Source organism: Pseudomonas sp. L7 (assembly GCF_046605565.1).
GTDB classification, from domain to species: Bacteria; Pseudomonadota; Gammaproteobacteria; order Pseudomonadales; family Pseudomonadaceae; genus Aquipseudomonas; species Aquipseudomonas wayambapalatensis.
In genome coordinates, this window is record NZ_CP176784.1 from 1,394,373 (window position 1) to 1,413,725 (window position 19,353).

Here is a 19,353-nt window from a genome sequence, read left to right on the forward strand (position 1 = left end):
CGGTCTATACTTTGCAAACGGTATTGTGACCAGCCGCACAAACCCTTGCGCACGCGCTCAAGGGGCACGCTGGCTGGCCGACACAGTGGCTACAGGAGAACCGACTCATGCTGCCGCCGATCATTCCGCTCAGTGCCGTCCCCGTGACCTCGCAACAAGACCCCGTCAAGCAGACCCCCAATATTCCTCCGGTGGTTCCGGCCCAGCCTGCCTCCAGTGATGGCACCATCGACCTCAAGCAGCAGCGCGACCCGCAGGATGAGGCCTATCGGCTGCGCGAAGAGCAGCGCCGCCAGCAGCAACGTCGCCAGCAACGCCGACAGGACGAGCAGGAAGAGCTCTACAGCGCCATGCCTGGCGATGAACTCAATGCCGACAACACCGTGCCGGTGGCGCCGCTGGGTGAGCGGCCGCGCCAGGGGCTGCTGGTGGATATCGAAGTCTGAGGCGGGGCTGTTCAGCGTCGCCATCAGGCTTCATCATGGGCGCATCCGCTGTCAGTCGAGCCCGCCCATGAGCCAAGACAACCTGATCGACTTCGGCGCCGAGCGCGCCAAACGTATCCACGACATCAAGGACAAGCGCCTGGATGAAATGCGCCAGGCCTTCGAGCAGGCCATGCCGTTGGCGAAAAGCAAGAAGAAGAAAAGCAAAAGCAAGCCCAAGAAACGCTGAAAACTGATGCAGGTCAAACCTGCGCCCCCTCTTGTGCCCGGTCCCGGGCCCTATTGACCCTGGTCAATTTCTCCTCCCCGCATATTCGTTACCTTGCACACATCGGACAACGGCAACGAATCGGGAGGCCGACATGTTCTTCGACAACGTGGTGATCGCCGGTGTGGTGACAGTCGGGTTGATGTTGACGTTCTTTGCCGGTCTGGGACTTTTCATCTGGAAGGATGCGAACAAGCGCAAATCGCGCTGATTCTTCCGGGTATACGAGCACGCAAGGCATTTAGGGCGACTTCGGTCGCCTATTTTTTTGCCTTTTTAAAAGATGATTAGCTAGCTAATTAGTTGATTGCATTTTATTCTTCCATCCGTTGTCTATCTTTCTACTCAATATCCCCCTGCAAGGTCCGCTTCGTGCCCATCACCCTCCAGGCCCTGTTCGCACCCACCAGCCCTGCTCTGAAGTTCGCCATCAAGACCCTGCTGGGCGGTGGACTGGCGCTGTGGCTGGCGCTGCGCTGGGGGTTGGAGCAACCCGCCTGGGCCTTGATGACTGCGTTCATCGTCGCCCAGCCGCTGTCGGGCATGGTGGTGCAGAAGGGCCTGGCGCGACTGGCCGGCACCTTGGTCGGTACGTTCATGTCGGTGGTGTTCATTGGCCTGTTCGCCCAGACCCCGTGGTTGTTCCTGCTGACCCTGGCCTTGTGGCTGGCCCTCTGTACCGCCGCTTCAACCCAATTGCGCAGTGCCTGGGCTTATGCCTTCGTGCTGGCCGGCTATACCGCAGCGATCATCGCGTTGCCGGCAATCGACCATCCCTTGCAGGTGTTCGACCAAGCGGTGGCGCGCTCCACCGAAATCTGCCTGGGCATCGTTTGCGCCACGGCCACCAGCGCGCTGATCTGGCCCATGCGCGTCGAGCAGCAACTCGGCGGCCAGGCGAGGCAGGCCTGGCAGAACGGCATGCAGACCGCCAGCGCCATGCTCGGCGGCGAAGACGAAGCGCGCCAGGGCTTGCTGGATATCCTTGGACGCATCGTCGCCATCGACGCTCAGCGTGAACATGCCTGGTTCGAAGGCAGTCGTGGTCGCCAGCGGGCCCGGGCGATCCGTGGCCTGAGCCAGAAGCTGATGGTGCTGCTGCGCATCTCGCGTTCGGTGCGTCGTCAGTGGCGTCAGCTTGACGAACATCAAGCGGCGCACCTGGCGCCTTGGCTCGAGGAGGTTCGGACCCAGTTGGCCAGCCCCGACCAACCCAGCCTTCTGTTGTTGCGCCAGCGCGTCTGGGACGCTGCTCACGATGAACAGATCAGCCCCGCCGAGCATTTCTGCCTGGCGCGCCTGGCCTTGCTGCTGGATTTCGCCATGGCCGCCACCCAGGCGTTGCTCGATGTGGAGGAGGGGCGAACGCCCAAGGATGTATCGCTGGGCCTGGCGGCGCATCGCGACTTGCCGCTGGCGCTGCTGTTCGGCTCGCGCAGTGCGTTGGCGTTTCTGGTCATGAGCAGTTTCTGGCTGGCCACGGCCTGGCCCTCGGCCCCCGGAGGCCTGGTGCTGACCTGCGTGGTCTGCAGCCTGTTCGCCAGCCGCGAGAACGGCGCACAGATCGGCTTGAGCTTTTTGCGTGGCATCTTGCTGGCGATTCCGGCGGCGTTTTTCGTCGGGCAGATCCTGTTGCCGCAATGGAGCAGTTTCGCCTTGCTGTGTCTGGGCATGGGCGTGCCGCTGTTCTTCGGTGCGCTGGGCATGGCCCATCCGCGCACGGGGCCGACGGCGACCTCGTACTGCCTGCATTTCATCGTGCTGGTGGCACCCCTCAACGCCATGCACTTCGACGTGGCCAGCATGCTCAACAGCGCCCAAGCCATGCTCATCGGTGTGGGGGCGGCGGTACTGGCGTTTCGCTTGGTCGTGCTGCGTAATCCGAAGTGGCTGGGGCGGCGCCTGAGGGCCGCCACCCAGAGCGACCTGGTTCGCCTGACCCATCGCGACCTGCGGGGTGCTGACAGTTGGTTCGGTGGACGCATGGCCGATCGCCTGATGCAGTTGGCCCGTCATGCCAGCGAGTTGCCCGAGGCCGAGCGCAAGCGTTGGGACGATGGCCTGCATGGCTTGGACATCGGTGACGAGCTGGTGCACCTGCGCATGTGCCTGGCGGTGGCCCAGGTGCCGCTGGCCGGTGCCGAGCGCCAGTATCTGCAGCAACTGGAGGCGGTTCTGGCCAGTGGCCCTGCGCCTGGGCGCGGCCAGCGTCTGGATGCCGCCAGCGAACAGTTCATCGAGGCCCTGCGCCGCCAGCCGTCGAGCGACCCGCTGCGCCTGGCCATCGGCGCGGTCCTGCAATTGCAGAAAAGCTGGGGCAAGTGGTGCCGTTGGCAGGAGGAAGTCCATGGGGTTGCGTGAGTGGGCGCTGGGCGGCGTATTGCTCAGCCCGTTTCTGATCTATGTGCTGATGGCGTTGGCGCTTACCGGCCTGTTGCGCCTGGTGGTGCAGGCGACGCCGCTAGGGCGCTGGATCTGGCATGAAGCGCTGTTCGATGCGGCGTTGTTCGTCTGTGTGCTGTCGTTGGTGGTACATCTGTTGGGACCTTTGTAAGGAGTCAGTCCATGCGTACAGCGGTACGTACCCTGGTCACCCTGTGCGTGGTGGCCATTGCCGTGTTTGCCGGGTATCACCTCTGGCAGTACTACATGCTCACCCCCTGGACCCGCGATGCGCGGGTGCGGGCCGATGTGGTGGTGATCGCCCCGGACGTGTCCGGCTGGGTGCGCGAACTGCGGGTACACGACAACCAGCCGGTGAAGGCCGGCGATGTGTTGATGACCATCGACCACGAGCGCTTCCAGGCCGCTTTCGACCAGGCCAGTGCCGTGGCTGAAACCCGCACCCAGCAGTTGCGCCTGCGTGAGCGCGAAGCGGCCCGACGCACGGCCCTGGGTCCGGAGGCGATCAGCGCCGAGCTGCGCGAGAACGCCCAGATCAACGCCGCAATCGCCCGTGGGGAACTGCACGAGGCGCAAGCGCAACTGCAAGTGGCGAAGATCAACCTGGCCCGCAGTGAAGTGCGCGCGCCGCGCAGCGGCCACATCACAAACCTGCGGCTGGCCCAGGGCAACTATGTCAATACCGGGCAATCGGTAATGGCGCTGGTGGACGAGTCGACCTTCTATATCCAGGCCTATTTCGAGGAAACCAAGCTGCCGCGCATACGTGTCGGCGATCCGGTGAAGGTCTGGTTGATGGGCGCAGGTGAGGCCATGCATGGGCATGTGGAGAGCATCAGCCGGGGCATCACCGACCGCAACTCGACGCCGGATGGACAGTTGTTGCCGGAGGTGGAACCGACCTTCAACTGGGTGAGGCTGGCGCAACGGATCCCGGTGCGAATCAGGCTGGACGAGATTCCTGCAGGGGTGAACCTCAGTGCCGGGATGACGGCGAGTGTGCAGGTGCGGGAGGATGAGGTGCAACGCTGAACAAGCCCCCACAGGCACCCGGGTACCTGTGGGAGTGTTTGCCGATCAGGGTTGCTGGGCAGTGGCCGCCAGGACGATCTCGCGGATGCACACATACTGCGGCTGCTGGTACGCCCAGACGATCGCGCCGGCCACATCCTCGGCCTTGAGCACTACACCGCCCATGTCATTGGCTTTCCACGACTCGTAGTCGCGCTTGATGCCCTCGTCGGTGGTGTGGCCGAGCAGCTCGGTCTCGACCGCGCCCGGCGCGATGGTGACGACACGCACGTTGTGTGGCGCCAGCTCTTCGCGCAGGTTTTCCGACAGGCCATGCACGGCGAACTTGGTGCCGACGTAGGCGACATGGTTGGGGAAGGTCTTGCGCCCGGCGACGGAGCTGACGTTGATCAGGGTGCCGGCGCGACGCGCGACCATGCCGCTGGCCAGGGCATGCACGCCGTTTAGCAGGCCCTTGACGTTGATGTCGATCATCCGGTCCCACTGCTCGGGATCCTGCTCGTGCACCTGGCCCAGCAGCATCACGCCGGCATTGTTCACCAGCGCGTCGGCCGGGCCGTACAAGGCTTCGGCTTCGTTCACGGCCGCGACCAGCGCAGCACGGTCGCGAATGTCCACGGCGCGGCACAGGCAGTTGGGCAAGGCCAATGCTTCGAGACGTTCCAGGCGACGAGCGATCAGCAGCAGCGGGTGGCCTGCGGCCGAAAATTGCTGAGCCGTGGCGGCGCCGATACCGGAGCTGGCGCCAGTGATGATGATCAGAGGTTTGTTCATGAGCGCCTCCAAGGCATAATCGTTTTCGATGGCCAGGATTGTAGGCGTCGATCCAGGCCATGAAAAACGGCTTATTCCTCTGGCTGGTATCGGTTCTATCTATGGATATTCGTCATCTCAAGGCGTTCATCGCCGTGTTCGAAGAACGCAACATCACCTTGGCCGCCCAGCGCCTGTGCGTGGCCCAGCCGACATTGTCGGTGACCATACGGCAACTCGAAGACAACCTCGGCGTCAGTCTGTTCCTGCGCCAGGCCCGCGGGGTGGACGTCAGCGAGCAGGCGCGGGCGCTGTATCCCCAGGCGTGCCGCATGGTCGCGGAAGCCGAGGCGCTGCGCCTGCGCTTTCGCCAGGAGCAGGAGTGTGTCCCGCTCGCGCTGGGTATCGAGGCCGATATTGCTCCGGCCCAGGTCGAAGCATGCGTGCGTCTTGCGGCTCAGGCCGTGCCCGGGCTGCAATTGACGTTGCTGGACGGTTGCGAGGGCGATGCGCGGCTGGCCGATGAAGCCGAGCGCTGTGAGGATGAGCTCTTCCTGGCGCTGTGGGAAGAGTCGTTTGTCCTGGTCATGGCCACCGGCAGCCAGGCCGACGGTCGCTGGATCACCTGCCCGCAGCACCCTTCGCACCAGCGCCTGATGGGGCTGTATGGCGAGGGTGAGCAGGTGGCACAGGCCGGATCGTTGCAACTGGCGTTGGCGCTGGTCGCCGCCGGAATGGGCGCGGCCTGGTTGCCACAGTCGCTGGTCGAGCGCCACCCGGGGGTCTACTGGCAACCAGGGCCCGGCCCGGCGCTGCGGCGTCGGGTCGGGTTGTGCTACGCCGCCCAGGCTTTGGCCATTCCTGCCTTGGCCAGCTTGCAGCAGGTGCTGAGCGGCAGCAGCCTGGGTTAGAGGAGCATGCCGTCGGAGACTTCCAGGCGCTGCCCGGTTATCCAGCCATTACCGTCCTCAAGCAGCAGAGCGATGGCTGCGCCTATATCGTCGGGCAGGCCGGCGCGGCCCAGGGCAGTATTGCTGGCCACGAAGGCGTTGACCTGCGGATTGTCACGTATGGTGCCACCAAAATCGGTCTCGATGGCGCCCGGATGCCGCGCTAGACACCCAACTCCTTGGCCTGGTAGCGGGTGAGCAGCTCCATGTCGGCGGGCCCGGGCCATGCCAGTGACGATGCTGTACCTGCGCCAGCGGCATGTTCCGCGCCGGGTACAGGCGTTCATGGGATGGATGGAGGCGCTGTTGACCGATCAGCTCGATCCGGCGGTATCCGGCGCTCGCTGAAAAACCTTGGCGAAGGCGGCGCAGGTTGCGTTAGTCTGCGCAACAAACGATCTGCGCGTTGCCCGACAGAGGCAACCGTTCCCGCCCGGCGTGCGTTCCTTCCGATTTCATTGCGAGGTAGCGTCATGGCCATTACATCCCAGGATATCTGCACAGCTGCCGAGCAGCTCAACGGCTTCGTCGGTTTTCATGGCAAGCGTGGCACGCATATCGTGCGCTTTTCCGAGGACGCATTCGGTATGGATGTCGCGGATGCGAGCATTACACCCTGCAGCGAGTTCGTCTGGCGTCCCGAGTCGGGGCAGCGCATGGCGCTCTGCCGTGAGCGCCTGGCACTGTTGGTGCAGCAGCATGTGGACGATCGCCTGAACATTGGCGAGCCACTGCGGATCTATCTGCGCCGCACCGACCTGCCGGAGATCGTCGCCGAGCGTAGCCTGCGCTGAGCCTGCGGTTCAGTCGGGGTAGGCCAGCTTGAGAGGGCCAGCCTCGCTGCGAGCGACGTTGACCTGGTTGCGACCTTGATGCTTGGCGGTATAGAGCGCCTTGTCGGCGTCTTCAAGCCACTGCTCGGGCGTCTTCAGCCCAGGGTGATAGGCCGAGAGGCCTATGCTCAGGCTGATGCGCAATTCCGGCAGTTGTGGGTTGCGATAGGCGCCGACCTGTTCACGCAGGCGCTCCATCGCAACACCGGCCTGGATCTGGTCGGTGGCAGGCAGGATCAGGCAGAACTCGTCACCGCCGTAGCGCCCGGCCAGGTCATCTTCGCGCAGGATGCGCTTGAGCTCATGGCTCAGCTGGCGCAGCACGCAATCACCGACCACGTGGCCGAAGGTGTCGTTGATGGTCTTGAAATGGTCGATATCGATCAGGGCGATGACGGCCGGTGCTTGCTGTTGCTGGCAGATCTGGAACCTCAGCAGCAGCAAGTCTTTCCATGAGCCGTGGTTTAGCAGCCCGGTGAGGCTGTCGGTGCGGCTCAGGGCGCTCAGTCGACGCTTGTGGTCGGCCAGCTTGATCGCCAACTGGTAGCAGACCCATCCGAGCGCCAGCGGGTAGAGCGTCAGCATTGGCAGGCAGGCATAGACCTGCAATGTCGTGGCTTGCAGCTGCAGCCCGGGGCCGAACAGCGCCATGGCCAGCAGCATGCCTGCCAGTTGCGCCAGCAACCCGCGCAGCACCAGGCGCTTGCCGCCTGCGGCGACGTTGTTCATGGTCATCATCGACAGGATGGTCACGGTCGGCAATGGATTGAAATGAATGGCCGCGGCCCAGAAGCCGCCGCTCAACGAATCGAGCAACAGGTTGCGCTGTTCGGCGCGGTAGGGCGCAGGGGAGCGGATCGCCCATTGATAAGCCAGGTGGGGCCAGGCCAGACCGTTGAGCAGCATCAGCAGCCACGCCCAGGTGGGCGGGTGCAGCGGGGCAAGTGCCGCCATGACGCTGAACAGGCCGATGCCCATGCCGATGGTGCGCGGCAGGTAGATGCGTCTGACGAATGAGAGCCCCTTGCCGCTTCTGTTGTCGATCATGTCTATCGTTCTTTTTCTGCAGAAGCCGTTTATCGCATAAGTTGCATGAATATTGTTGAACAATGATTCATCGCGGAAAAATGACCTTACAAGCCAATTCACGGTTGATCCGATCATTGTGAGGTAGCATCAAGCCTATCTTCCTCCTCGGAGTGTTCCTGCTGATGGCCCCCATGGCTTCCCTCGCCGGCGAGCCGGCACCTTACAGAGATGGGCGTTTCCACAATCAGGCCGAGCTGCCCAAGGATGGCGTGCTCAAGAAGTTGCGCATCGGTCTCAAGTACCTGCTGCTGCGCAAGCCTCCCGAAACACGACCTGCCACTCCCCCGAGCCTGCAGCCGATGACCCGCCAGCAGGTACTCGATGCTCCCGACCACAGTCTCTGGCGTCTGGGGCACTCCACTGTACTGCTGAAACTGCGTGGACATTTCTTTATTACAGACCCGGTGTTTGCCGATCGCGCCTCGCCGGTGCAATGGGCCGGCCCGCTGCGCTTCCACGCTTCGCCGCTGGCGATCGACCAGTTGCCGCCGCTGGCTGCAGTCATTCTGTCCCACGATCACTTCGATCATCTCGATGAGTCGGCCATACGTCAGTTGGCGCCAAGCACCGGCCAGTTTCTTGCGCCGCTGGGCGTGGGCGACCGTTTGGTCGAGTGGGGCGTGCCGAGCGACAAGGTGCGTCAACTGGATTGGTGGCAGGAAACCGAAGTCGCAGGCGTGCGCTTCGTCGCCACACCCGCGCAGCATTTCTCGGGGCGCGGCCTGTTCGACAGCAACAGCACCTTGTGGGCGTCGTGGGTAGTGATCGATGAAGGGCTGCGACTGTTCTTCAGTGGAGATACTGGATATTTCGAGGGCTTTCGTGAAATCGGCGAGCGCTTCGGTCCCTTCGACCTGACACTGATGGAGACCGGCGCCTACAACCTGGCCTGGCCCAATGTGCATATGCAGCCTGAGCAGAGTTTGCAAGCGCACCTCGATCTGCGCGGACGCTGGATGTTGCCGATCCACAATGGAACCTTCGATCTGTCCCTGCACAGCTGGCAGGAGCCGTTCGAGCGCATCGTCGCGCTCGCCGCGCAGGCCCAGGTTCCGTTGAGCACGCCACAGATGGGCGAGCGCGTCAGTCTCGATTCGCCCCATGCCGGGCAGAACTGGTGGCAGCCCAGGCCTTTGCGTCAGCGAGGCGACAGCACTGAGCGTGCAGTGGCGGTGCGCTGAGTATCAGCTTTCACGGCCCTTCTTTATTGGCGACTCTTGTTCATCATCCAGCAGCTTCGACGGCGGCTTGCCGCTGTCGCTGCGTACCTGCGCGTGGCTGATGAGGGCGAAGATGAAGCTGCCACCGATGATGTTGCCGGCCAGGGTCGGCAGGGCGAACTCCAGCCAGAAGCTGCGCCAGGTCTGCTCTCCGGCCCAGACCAGATAAGACACTTCTACCGAGCCGACGACGATATGGGTGAAGTCGCCCAGGGCCATCAAGTAGGTGATCATCAGGATGATCCAGATCTTGGCGTTCTCCATGGACGGGATCATCCAGACCATGGTCGCGATCATCCAGCCCGAGACGATGCCCTTGGCGAACATCTGGCTCGGATCGTTGTGCATCACCTTGCGCCCGATTTCGAGGAAGGCCACATCTGTCTTGCTGTCGAAGATCGGCAGCTCGAGCATCACCCACGCCACCAGCAAGGTGCCGGCGAGATTGCCCACAAGCACCACGGTCCACAGGCGTAGCAGGCGACCGAGGTTGGCGAGCGTAGGGGAGGTCATTACCGGTAGCACGGCGGTCAGGGTGTTTTCGGTGAACAACTGCTGTCGAGCGAGAATCACGGCAAGAAAACCAGCGGCGTAGCCGAGGCTGGCGATCACCTGACTGCTGTCGTTGTCTGGCAGGCGTGCATAGAACAGCCCCATGGCCATCAGCGACAGGCCCATGGTCAGGCCGGCAGCCAGTGCCGACCACCACAGGGCCGCGAGGGTGCGCTCCAGTTCCTGATCGCCCTGGGCGCGGATGATCTCGTGCAGTACTGCCGCGCGGGGTGGCTGGTTATGGCTGACTTCCTGCTCTTCATCTGCCGACAGGCCTGGTGTTTTCTCGTTCTGCGCTTTGCTCATCGTGGTGCGCTCCAGGGGGTGTTTCTCTACAGATCGATTGCGCTCGGATTAGTTGCCAGTGAGCTCCTGAGGGCAGATAAAAGTTTTTTTGGATCAAAGTGTTGACTGTGATTTCAAACCACGTATTATTCGCCTCCTCGCAGCGATGAACGCAGCGGGGCAGTCGGTAAGTCGTTGACGTTGAAGGCTTTTGAAAGAAAGCGGTTTGAAAAAACTTCAAAATAAACGCTTGACAGGCAATGAGGAAAGCGTAGAATGCGCGCCTCGGTTGAGACGAAAAGCTCTTAACCAAACGCTCTTTAACAAATTGAATCAAGCAATTCGTGTGGGTGCTTGTGAGTATGGACTGATAGTCGCCAAGATTATCAGCATCACAAGTGGCCATGCGAGAAATCACATAGTCATTTGAGATTGCTGAGCCAAGTTTAGGGTTTCTTAAAAACCCAAGCAGTATTGAACTGAAGAGTTTGATCATGGCTCAGATTGAACGCTGGCGGCAGGCCTAACACATGCAAGTCGAGCGGATGACGGGAGCTTGCTCCTTGATTCAGCGGCGGACGGGTGAGTAATGCCTAGGAATCTGCCTGGTAGTGGGGGACAACGTTTCGAAAGGAACGCTAATACCGCATACGTCCTACGGGAGAAAGCAGGGGACCTTCGGGCCTTGCGCTATCAGATGAGCCTAGGTCGGATTAGCTAGTTGGTGAGGTAATGGCTCACCAAGGCGACGATCCGTAACTGGTCTGAGAGGATGATCAGTCACACTGGAACTGAGACACGGTCCAGACTCCTACGGGAGGCAGCAGTGGGGAATATTGGACAATGGGCGAAAGCCTGATCCAGCCATGCCGCGTGTGTGAAGAAGGTCTTCGGATTGTAAAGCACTTTAAGTTGGGAGGAAGGGCAGTAAGTTAATACCTTGCTGTTTTGACGTTACCGACAGAATAAGCACCGGCTAACTCTGTGCCAGCAGCCGCGGTAATACAGAGGGTGCAAGCGTTAATCGGAATTACTGGGCGTAAAGCGCGCGTAGGTGGTTCGTTAAGTTGGATGTGAAAGCCCCGGGCTCAACCTGGGAACTGCATCCAAAACTGGCGAGCTAGAGTATGGTAGAGGGTGGTGGAATTTCCTGTGTAGCGGTGAAATGCGTAGATATAGGAAGGAACACCAGTGGCGAAGGCGACCACCTGGACTGATACTGACACTGAGGTGCGAAAGCGTGGGGAGCAAACAGGATTAGATACCCTGGTAGTCCACGCCGTAAACGATGTCAACTAGCCGTTGGAATCCTTGAGATTTTAGTGGCGCAGCTAACGCATTAAGTTGACCGCCTGGGGAGTACGGCCGCAAGGTTAAAACTCAAATGAATTGACGGGGGCCCGCACAAGCGGTGGAGCATGTGGTTTAATTCGAAGCAACGCGAAGAACCTTACCAGGCCTTGACATGCAGAGAACTTTCCAGAGATGGATTGGTGCCTTCGGGAGCTCTGACACAGGTGCTGCATGGCTGTCGTCAGCTCGTGTCGTGAGATGTTGGGTTAAGTCCCGTAACGAGCGCAACCCTTGTCCTTAGTTACCAGCACGTCATGGTGGGCACTCTAAGGAGACTGCCGGTGACAAACCGGAGGAAGGTGGGGATGACGTCAAGTCATCATGGCCCTTACGGCCTGGGCTACACACGTGCTACAATGGTCGGTACAGAGGGTTGCCAAGCCGCGAGGTGGAGCTAATCTCACAAAACCGATCGTAGTCCGGATCGCAGTCTGCAACTCGACTGCGTGAAGTCGGAATCGCTAGTAATCGCGAATCAGAATGTCGCGGTGAATACGTTCCCGGGCCTTGTACACACCGCCCGTCACACCATGGGAGTGGGTTGCACCAGAAGTAGCTAGTCTAACCTTCGGGAGGACGGTTACCACGGTGTGATTCATGACTGGGGTGAAGTCGTAACAAGGTAGCCGTAGGGGAACCTGCGGCTGGATCACCTCCTTAATCGAAGACATCAGCCTGCTGATGAGCTCCCACACGAATTGCTTGATTCATTGTCGAAGACGATCAAGACCCTATATAGGTCTGTAGCTCAGTTGGTTAGAGCGCACCCCTGATAAGGGTGAGGTCGGCAGTTCAAATCTGCCCAGACCTACCAATATGCGGGGCCATAGCTCAGCTGGGAGAGCGCCTGCCTTGCACGCAGGAGGTCAGCGGTTCGATCCCGCTTGGCTCCACCACTTTCTGCTGTACCTTGATCAAACTCAGAAATGAGCATTCGCATCGAATGTTGATTTCTGGCTTTTGTCAGATCGTTCTTTAAAAATTCGGATATGTGATAGAAATAGACTGAATGCCAGTTTCACTGCTGGTAGTTCAGGCTAAGGTAAAATTTGTGAGTTCTCACGAATTTTCGGCGAATGTCGTCTTCACAGTATAACCAGATTGCTTGGGGTTATATGGTCAAGTGAAGAAGCGCATACGGTGGATGCCTTGGCAGTCAGAGGCGATGAAAGACGTGGTAGCCTGCGATAAGCTTTGGGGAGTCGGCAAACAGACTGTGATCCAGAGATCTCTGAATGGGGGAACCCACTCAGCATAAGCTGAGTATCTTGTACTGAATACATAGGTGCAAGAGGCGAACCAGGGGAACTGAAACATCTAAGTACCCTGAGGAAAAGAAATCAACCGAGATTCCCTTAGTAGTGGCGAGCGAACGGGGACCAGCCCTTAAGTTGATTTGAGATTAGTGGAACGCTCTGGAAAGTGCGGCCATAGTGGGTGATAGCCCCGTACACGAAAGTCTCTTTTCAATGAAATCGAGTAGGACGGAGCACGAGAAACTTTGTCTGAACATGGGGGGACCATCCTCCAAGGCTAAATACTACTGACTGACCGATAGTGAACCAGTACCGTGAGGGAAAGGCGAAAAGAACCCCGGAGAGGGGAGTGAAATAGAACCTGAAACCGTATGCGTACAAGCAGTGGGAGCCTACTTTGTTAGGTGACTGCGTACCTTTTGTATAATGGGTCAGCGACTTATATTCAGTGGCGAGCTTAACCGAATAGGGGAGGCGTAGCGAAAGCGAGTCTTAATAGGGCGCTTTAGTCGCTGGGTATAGACCCGAAACCGGGCGATCTATCCATGGGCAGGTTGAAGGTTAGGTAACACTGACTGGAGGACCGAACCGACTACCGTTGAAAAGTTAGCGGATGACCTGTGGATCGGAGTGAAAGGCTAATCAAGCTCGGAGATAGCTGGTTCTCCTCGAAAGCTATTTAGGTAGCGCCTCATGTATCACTGCTGGGGGTAGAGCACTGTTTCGGCTAGGGGGTCATCCCGACTTACCAAACCGATGCAAACTCCGAATACCAGCAAGTGCCGAGCATGGGAGACACACGGCGGGTGCTAACGTCCGTCGTGAAAAGGGAAACAACCCAGACCGTCAGCTAAGGTCCCAAAGTCATGGTTAAGTGGGAAACGATGTGGGAAGGCTTAGACAGCTAGGAGGTTGGCTTAGAAGCAGCCACCCTTTAAAGAAAGCGTAATAGCTCACTAGTCGAGTCGGCCTGCGCGGAAGATGTAACGGGGCTCAAACCATGCACCGAAGCTACGGGTATCACCTTTGGTGATGCGGTAGAGGAGCGTTCTGTAAGCCTGTGAAGGTGAGTTGAGAAGCTTGCTGGAGGTATCAGAAGTGCGAATGCTGACATGAGTAACGACAATGCGAGTGAAAAACTCGCACGCCGAAAGACCAAGGTTTCCTGCGCAACGTTAATCGACGCAGGGTTAGTCGGTCCCTAAGGCGAGGCTGAAAAGCGTAGTCGATGGAAAACAGGTTAATATTCCTGTACTTCCAGTTATTGCGATGGAGGGACGGAGAAGGTTAGGCCAGCCTGGCGTTGGTTGTCCAGGTTTAAGGTGGTAGGCTGAAATCTTAGGCAAATCCGGGATTTCAAGGCCGAGAGCTGATGACGAGCGCTCTTTAGAGTGCGAAGTGGTTGATACCATGCTTCCAAGAAAAGCTCCTAAGCTTCAGATAACTGGGAACCGTACCCCAAACCGACACAGGTGGTTAGGTAGAGAATACCAAGGCGCTTGAGAGAACTCGGGTGAAGGAACTAGGCAAAATGGCACCGTAACTTCGGGAGAAGGTGCGCCGGCGAGGGTGAAGGACTTGCTCCGTAAGCCCATGCCGGTCGAAGATACCAGGCCGCTGCGACTGTTTATTAAAAACACAGCACTCTGCAAACACGAAAGTGGACGTATAGGGTGTGACGCCTGCCCGGTGCCGGAAGGTTAATTGATGGGGTTAGCGCAAGCGAAGCTCTTGATCGAAGCCCCGGTAAACGGCGGCCGTAACTATAACGGTCCTAAGGTAGCGAAATTCCTTGTCGGGTAAGTTCCGACCTGCACGAATGGCGTAACGATGGCGGCGCTGTCTCCACCCGAGACTCAGTGAAATTGAAATCGCTGTGAAGATGCAGTGTATCCGCGGCTAGACGGAAAGACCCCGTGAACCTTTACTATAGCTTTGCACTGGACTTTGAGCTTGCTTGTGTAGGATAGGTGGGAGGCTTTGAAGTGGGGACGCCAGTTCTCATGGAGCCATCCTTGAAATACCACCCTGGCAACCTTGAGGTTCTAACTCAGGTCCGTGATCCGGATCGAGGACAGTGTATGGTGGGTAGTTTGACTGGGGCGGTCTCCTCCCAAAGAGTAACGGAGGAGTACGAAGGTGCGCTCAGACCGGTCGGAAATCGGTCGTAGAGTATAAAGGCAAAAGCGCGCTTGACTGCGAGACACACACGTCGAGCAGGTACGAAAGTAGGTCTTAGTGATCCGGTGGTTCTGTATGGAAGGGCCATCGCTCAACGGATAAAAGGTACTCCGGGGATAACAGGCTGATACCGCCCAAGAGTTCATATCGACGGCGGTGTTTGGCACCTCGATGTCGGCTCATCACATCCTGGGGCTGAAGCCGGTCCCAAGGGTATGGCTGTTCGCCATTTAAAGTGGTACGCGAGCTGGGTTTAGAACGTCGTGAGACAGTTCGGTCCCTATCTGCCGTGGACGTTTGAGATTTGAGAGGGGCTGCTCCTAGTACGAGAGGACCGGAGTGGACGAACCTCTGGTGTTCCGGTTGTCACGCCAGTGGCATTGCCGGGTAGCTATGTTCGGAAGAGATAACCGCTGAAAGCATCTAAGCGGGAAACTTGCCTCAAGATGAGATCTCACTGGGATCTTGAATCCCCTGAAGGGCCGTCGAAGACTACGACGTTGATAGGTTGGGTGTGTAAGCGCTGTGAGGCGTTGAGCTAACCAATACTAATTGCCCGTGAGGCTTGACCATATAACACCCAAGCAATTTGCTGTGCAGATTGCGGTGGTGAAGACGAAACGAACCGAAAGTTCGAAGCGACTCACAAAGATCACATATCCGAATTGGCTGGCGTGTCTGCAAAGACGCACTGGCAACCGAATTTCTTGACGACCATAGAGCATTGGAACCACCTGATCCCATCCCGAACTCAGCAGTGAAACGATGCATCGCCGATGGTAGTGTGGGGTTTCCCCATGTGAGAGTAGGTCATCGTCAAGATTCATTTCGCAAAACCCCTATCTGCGCGAGCAGGTAGGGGTTTTGTCTTTCTGGCGTTCTGAAGCCAGGCCGGACCCGCCCATGCCACGGGACAAGCCTGCTTCTACCGGGTATGGTGCACCTCTATTCTTCCCTGACCCGGCCCGCATGCGCTACGACCTTACCAGCCTGGACCTGTTCATCACTGTCGCCCAGGAGCGCAATCTGACGCGCGCTGCGGGTATCAAGCACCTGGCGGTCTCGGCGATCAGCAAACGCATCAGCGAACTTGAGGCGCAGATCGGTTCGCCGCTGCTGATTCGCAACGCGCGCGGTGTCGAGTTGACGCCTGCCGGTCAATCCCTGCTCTATTACGCCCGTCAGCTCAAGCAGACCCTGGCACAGCTGGACAACGAACTCAGCGAGTTCGCCGCAGGGGTCAAAGGCCATATCCGCATTCACGCCATCACCTCGGCGCTGTCGCAGTTCCTGCCCCAGGACATGGCTGGCTTCACCCAGCTTTACCCACAGATCAAGTTCGATATCGAGGAAGGTGTAGGCTCGGCGGTAGTCCGCGCTGTCGCGGATGATCACGCCGACCTCGGTATCATCTCGTCGCACACAGCCCCACAGGGGCTTGAAACCCTGCCTTACCGGCACGATGAACTGGTGCTGGTGGTGCCGGTAGAGCACGAGCTGGCCAAACGCCGCACCGTACAGTTCAGCGAGGTGCTGGCATACGAGTTCGTCGGCCCGCACCTGGACAGCACCCTGCACAGCCTGCTCACCGAACAGGCCAAAGAAATGGGTCAACCGCTCAAGTTGCGTATTCGTATCAGCAGCTTCGACTGCATGTGTCGCATGGTCGCCAATGGCCTGGGTATTACCGTGCTGCCACGTAGCGCGGTGGAGCCCTACGTGCGCAGCCACAGCCTCAAGCGTGTGACCCTGTCAGAGCCCTGGGCCCACCGCTCATTGCTGCTGGTATTCAAGAAGTACGAGCTCGCCTCGCCGACGCTCAAGACCTTCATCGACCACCTGGGCGCTCCCTCCCAGCCATAACCTTCCTTTCGAGCGTTCTCCGATGGAGAACGCTGACGTGATAATCGATCAATTTTCACCCCTCGCTCCAGCGCCTAGCATTGGCTCACCTGCAGCGTCGTCGCCTGAACGACGCCATGATGACAAGAAGCCGAGCGACACGCGCATGATCGACAATGCCCACCTGATGAGCCCCCTGCAGATCGACCAGGATCACTTCACCTACCTCGATCTCAAGAAACTGCTGACGCCCACCCAACTGCAGCGCTTGCCCTACGCCATCCGCATCCTTCTGGAGAACGTGGCACGCTGTTCTCCCGAGGCGCTGGACGCCGTGCTTGCCCGCGCCATCGGCGAGGGGCCGGACTGCGAGGTGCCATTCCAGCCCAACCGCCTGATGTTCCATGACACCACGTGCCTGCCAGCCCTGGCCGACTTTGCCGGTATGCGCGATGTGGTCGCCGAACTCGGCGGCGACCCGGCGGCGATGAACCCGCTGATTCCTGCGGTGCTGACCATCGACCATTCGGTGATCGTCGAACACTACGCAGAAGCCGATGCGGTGGAGCAGAACCTCGAGATCGATTTTCGTCGTAACAGCGAGCGCTATCGTTTCATCAAGTGGGCGCAGAAGAGCCTGGACAATTTCGGTGTCATTCCGCCGGGGACTGGCATCATCCACCAGATGAACATGGAGGCCCTGGCCAAGGTGGTGTGGGAAACCCGCACCGCCGAGGGGCAGCGTTTGCTGCACCCTGACGACATGGTCGCCACCGACAGCCACACGCCGATGATCAACGCCATCGGTGTGCTCGGCTGGGGTGTCGGCGGTCTGGAAGGACAGGCGGCGATGGTGGGTGAGCCGGTACCGATCAACTTCCCCCAGGTTATCGGTTTTCGCGTCAGCAACGCCCTGCGTCCTGGAGTGACCGCCACCGACCTGTCGCTGCACGTGGCCGAGATCCTGCGCCAGCGCTCGGTGGTGGGCAAGTTCGTCGAGTTCACAGGCCCGGGTCTATCGAACCTTGGTTGGGCTGCGCGTGGCACGGTATCGAACATGGCGCCCGAGTATGGTGCCACCGTGGTGTTCTTCCCCTTCGACGACCAGACCCTCGATTACCTCAAGCTCAGCGGTCGCTCCACCGAGCTGTGCCTGCAGGCCACCACCTACCTGCAGGCCCAGGGGCTCTATCGCCACGACGCGCTGCCGGAGCCTGAATTCGACGAACTGATCGAGCTCGACCTTGCCAGTATCGAGCCCAGCGTCGCAGGCCCCTACCAGCCGCACCAGCGTCAGCCGCTGTCGCGCGCCGGTGAGTCGTTCCGCGAACAGGTGCTGGGCGGTAGCGAGCTGATCGGCAGCCGCTACCTCGCGCCCAGCTTCGGCGAGGCCATCGACCATGGCGCGGTGGTGCTCTCGGCCATCACCAGTTGCACCAACACCGCCAACCCCGCGCAGATGATCCAGGCCGGTCTGCTGGCCCGCCGCGCGCGGCGGTTGGGGCTCAAGCGCAAGCCCTGGGTGAAGACCTCGTTGTCGCCCGGTTCGCAGGTGGTGGCTGATTACCTGAGCGAAGCCGACTTGCTGCAGGACTTCTCCGCGCTGGGCTTCGACCTGGCCGGGTTCGGCTGTATGACCTGCATCGGCAACTCCGGCAAGCTCGAGGCACATGTCGAGGCCTTCGCCGACCAAGGCCTGAAGGGGGTGGTGGTGCTTTCAGGCAACCGCAACTTCGAAGGTCGGGTAAACCCCAAGGTGCCTGCGGGCTACCTGGCATCGCCTGCGCTGTGCGTAGCCTTCGCCATTGCCGGGCGCATCGATATCGACCTGACCCACGAGCCGCTCGGTCAGGATAGCGCCGGTAACCCGGTTCACCTGCACGACCTGATGCCCACTGATGATGAAGTGCAGGCGCTGGTGGCCCAGGTGGTCAAGCCCGAGTTCTTCCAGCAGCGCCTGGCCACGGTGTGGGACGGCACCCATCATTGGCAGGCCCTCTCGGCCGAGGGCAGCGTGCAGTTCCCCTGGGATGCACGCTCGACCTACCTGCGCCGCCCGCAATACCTGGCCGATATCCAGGCCGAACCCAAGGCCAGCCTGGCAATCGAGAACGCCCGTACCTTGATGGTGCTGGGGGACAATGTCACCACCGACCACATCTCTCCAGCCGGCGCCATTCCCGCCAGTAGCCTGGCCGGCCAGTGGCTGCTGGACCGCGGCGAAGACCCGCAGGACCTCAATCAGTATTCGACCCGGCGCAGCAACCACGAAGTCATGCTGCGTGGTGCCTTCACCAACAAGTCGGTGAAAAACCGTCTGCTCGGTGATACCCAGCCTGGCGTCGGCGCCTGGGCCTGGAATGCCGACCACAATCAGTGCCTGCCGCTTTACGAGGCCGCGCAGAGCTATGTCGGCACCCCCATGGTGGTGTTCGCCGGTATCAACTACGGCGCAGGCTCCAGTCGCGATTGGGCGGCCAAGGCCCAGGCGTTGCTTGGCGTGCGAGCTGTGGTGGCGCGCGGCATCGAGCGTATCCACCGCAGCAACCTGATCGGCATGGGTGTGCTGCCTTTGCTGTTCCCGGCAGGGCAGGGCGTCGATGACCTGCAGCTCGACGGCAGCGAGCAGTTCGATTTCATCGGCCTGGACGAACTGAGGGTCGGTGACAACCGCATCCGCCTGCAGGTGCGTCGCGTCGATGGCGGTGTCGATGAGGCCGAACTCATCGCACGGCTCGACTCGCAGCAGGAGATCCGCTATCTCACCAATGGCGGTGTACTGCCTTACGTGATCCGCAAGGTGGTGCAGCGCACCCGCGGCTGAGGCCCCGGCATCGTTTGCACATATGAAGGGCGCGGACTTGCCTGGCAGCTCCGCGTCCCTGACCAT

At 60.0% G+C, this 19,353-nt stretch carries 15 protein-coding genes, 2 tRNA genes, 3 rRNA genes and 1 pseudogene; 17 read left to right on the plus strand and 4 right to left on the minus strand.

Annotated features, from left to right (window positions below; genetic code table 11):
• Positions 1-107 precede the first annotated feature (107 nt).
• The 6 genes from ACK3BK_RS06635 (at position 108) to ACK3BK_RS06660 (ending at position 4,149) form a co-directional block, all read left to right on the plus strand.
• Positions 108-446, plus strand: a complete 339-nt coding sequence (locus ACK3BK_RS06635) for an aspartate-semialdehyde dehydrogenase (protein ID WP_186668439.1) — start codon at positions 108-110, stop codon at positions 444-446.
• A 67-nt stretch (positions 447-513) separates the two neighbouring features.
• Positions 514-675 (plus strand): hypothetical protein, encoded by a 162-nt coding sequence (locus ACK3BK_RS06640; RefSeq protein ID WP_186668437.1) that lies wholly within the window; start codon positions 514-516, stop codon positions 673-675.
• A gap of 133 nt (positions 676-808) precedes the next feature.
• Positions 809-925 carry a cytochrome c oxidase subunit CcoM gene (gene ccoM, locus ACK3BK_RS06645; protein WP_054891741.1) on the plus strand — a complete coding sequence of 39 codons (117 nt, stop codon included), beginning with the start codon at positions 809-811 and terminating at the stop codon, positions 923-925.
• Between the two features lie 161 nt (positions 926-1,086).
• The gene (locus ACK3BK_RS06650; RefSeq protein ID WP_411383954.1) at positions 1,087-3,075 is read left to right on the plus strand and encodes an FUSC family protein; all 1,989 of its coding nucleotides are present in this window, start codon (positions 1,087-1,089) and stop codon (positions 3,073-3,075) included.
• Positions 3,062-3,268 carry a DUF1656 domain-containing protein gene (locus ACK3BK_RS06655; RefSeq protein ID WP_186668433.1) on the plus strand — a complete coding sequence of 69 codons (207 nt, stop codon included), beginning with the start codon at positions 3,062-3,064 and terminating at the stop codon, positions 3,266-3,268. The genes ACK3BK_RS06650 and ACK3BK_RS06655 overlap by 14 nt, the downstream gene beginning before the upstream one ends.
• Positions 3,269-3,279: 11 nt before the next feature.
• On the plus strand, positions 3,280-4,149 hold the full coding sequence (locus ACK3BK_RS06660; protein WP_186668431.1) for an HlyD family secretion protein: 870 nt from the start codon (positions 3,280-3,282) through the stop codon (positions 4,147-4,149).
• Between the two features lie 45 nt (positions 4,150-4,194).
• On the opposite strand, the gene ACK3BK_RS06665 is transcribed toward ACK3BK_RS06660, so the two are convergent.
• Entirely contained in the window at positions 4,195-4,923 is a 729-nt protein-coding gene (locus ACK3BK_RS06665) for an SDR family oxidoreductase (RefSeq protein WP_186720752.1), read from the minus strand.
• Positions 4,924-5,024: 101 nt separating this feature from the next.
• On the opposite strand from ACK3BK_RS06665, the gene ACK3BK_RS06670 reads away from it, so the two are divergent.
• On the plus strand, positions 5,025-5,813 hold the full coding sequence (locus ACK3BK_RS06670; RefSeq protein WP_411383955.1) for a LysR family transcriptional regulator: 789 nt from the start codon (positions 5,025-5,027) through the stop codon (positions 5,811-5,813).
• On the opposite strand, the pseudogene ACK3BK_RS06675 reads toward ACK3BK_RS06670, so the two are convergent.
• Positions 5,810-6,060, minus strand: a pseudogene (locus ACK3BK_RS06675) (SDR family oxidoreductase); the annotation flags it as partial. The gene ACK3BK_RS06670 and the pseudogene ACK3BK_RS06675 sit on opposite strands and share 4 nt — an antisense overlap.
• A 17-nt stretch (positions 6,061-6,077) precedes the next feature.
• On the opposite strand from ACK3BK_RS06675, the gene ACK3BK_RS06680 reads away from it, so the two are divergent.
• Together ACK3BK_RS06680 and ACK3BK_RS06685 are read left to right on the plus strand one after the other, a co-directional pair.
• Entirely contained in the window at positions 6,078-6,200 is a 123-nt protein-coding gene (locus tag ACK3BK_RS06680) for a hypothetical protein (RefSeq protein ID WP_346655303.1), read from the plus strand.
• Positions 6,201-6,325: 125 nt separating this feature from the next.
• On the plus strand, positions 6,326-6,646 hold the full coding sequence (locus tag ACK3BK_RS06685) for a DUF2025 family protein (protein WP_411383956.1): 321 nt from the start codon (positions 6,326-6,328) through the stop codon (positions 6,644-6,646).
• Positions 6,647-6,655: 9 nt separating this feature from the next.
• Here ACK3BK_RS06685 and ACK3BK_RS06690 read toward each other — a convergent pair whose 3' ends face one another.
• Complete coding sequence (locus tag ACK3BK_RS06690; RefSeq protein WP_186668423.1) at positions 6,656-7,732, minus strand: diguanylate cyclase; 1,077 nt, start codon at positions 7,730-7,732, stop codon at positions 6,656-6,658.
• 128 nt (positions 7,733-7,860) lie between these two features.
• On the opposite strand from ACK3BK_RS06690, the gene ACK3BK_RS06695 reads away from it, so the two are divergent.
• Positions 7,861-8,955, plus strand: a complete 1,095-nt coding sequence (locus tag ACK3BK_RS06695) for an MBL fold metallo-hydrolase (protein WP_411384448.1) — start codon at positions 7,861-7,863, stop codon at positions 8,953-8,955.
• Between the two features lie 3 nt (positions 8,956-8,958).
• Here the strand turns inward: ACK3BK_RS06695 and ACK3BK_RS06700 are convergent, their stop codons facing one another.
• Entirely contained in the window at positions 8,959-9,852 is an 894-nt protein-coding gene (locus tag ACK3BK_RS06700; protein WP_186710890.1) for a formate/nitrite transporter family protein, read from the minus strand.
• Positions 9,853-10,307: 455 nt separating this feature from the next.
• On the opposite strand from ACK3BK_RS06700, the gene ACK3BK_RS06705 reads away from it, so the two are divergent.
• The 7 genes from ACK3BK_RS06705 to acnA all read left to right on the plus strand — a co-directional run bounded on the left by ACK3BK_RS06705 (position 10,308) and on the right by acnA (position 19,287).
• Positions 10,308-11,844 (plus strand): 16S ribosomal RNA (locus tag ACK3BK_RS06705).
• Positions 11,845-11,921: 77 nt separating this feature from the next.
• Positions 11,922-11,998 (plus strand) — tRNA-Ile (locus ACK3BK_RS06710).
• A 6-nt stretch (positions 11,999-12,004) separates the two neighbouring features.
• Positions 12,005-12,080, plus strand: a tRNA-Ala gene (locus tag ACK3BK_RS06715).
• Between the two features lie 221 nt (positions 12,081-12,301).
• Positions 12,302-15,194 (plus strand): 23S ribosomal RNA (locus tag ACK3BK_RS06720).
• A gap of 133 nt (positions 15,195-15,327) precedes the next feature.
• Positions 15,328-15,443, plus strand: a 5S ribosomal RNA gene (rrf, locus tag ACK3BK_RS06725).
• The 16S, 23S and 5S rRNA genes sit together here with 2 tRNA genes alongside, the layout of an rRNA operon.
• A gap of 147 nt (positions 15,444-15,590) precedes the next feature.
• Complete coding sequence (locus ACK3BK_RS06730; RefSeq protein ID WP_411383957.1) at positions 15,591-16,484, plus strand: LysR family transcriptional regulator; 894 nt, start codon at positions 15,591-15,593, stop codon at positions 16,482-16,484.
• A gap of 145 nt (positions 16,485-16,629) precedes the next feature.
• Complete coding sequence (gene acnA / locus ACK3BK_RS06735; protein WP_411383958.1) at positions 16,630-19,287, plus strand: aconitate hydratase AcnA; 2,658 nt, start codon at positions 16,630-16,632, stop codon at positions 19,285-19,287.
• Positions 19,288-19,353: the final 66 nt, after the last annotated feature.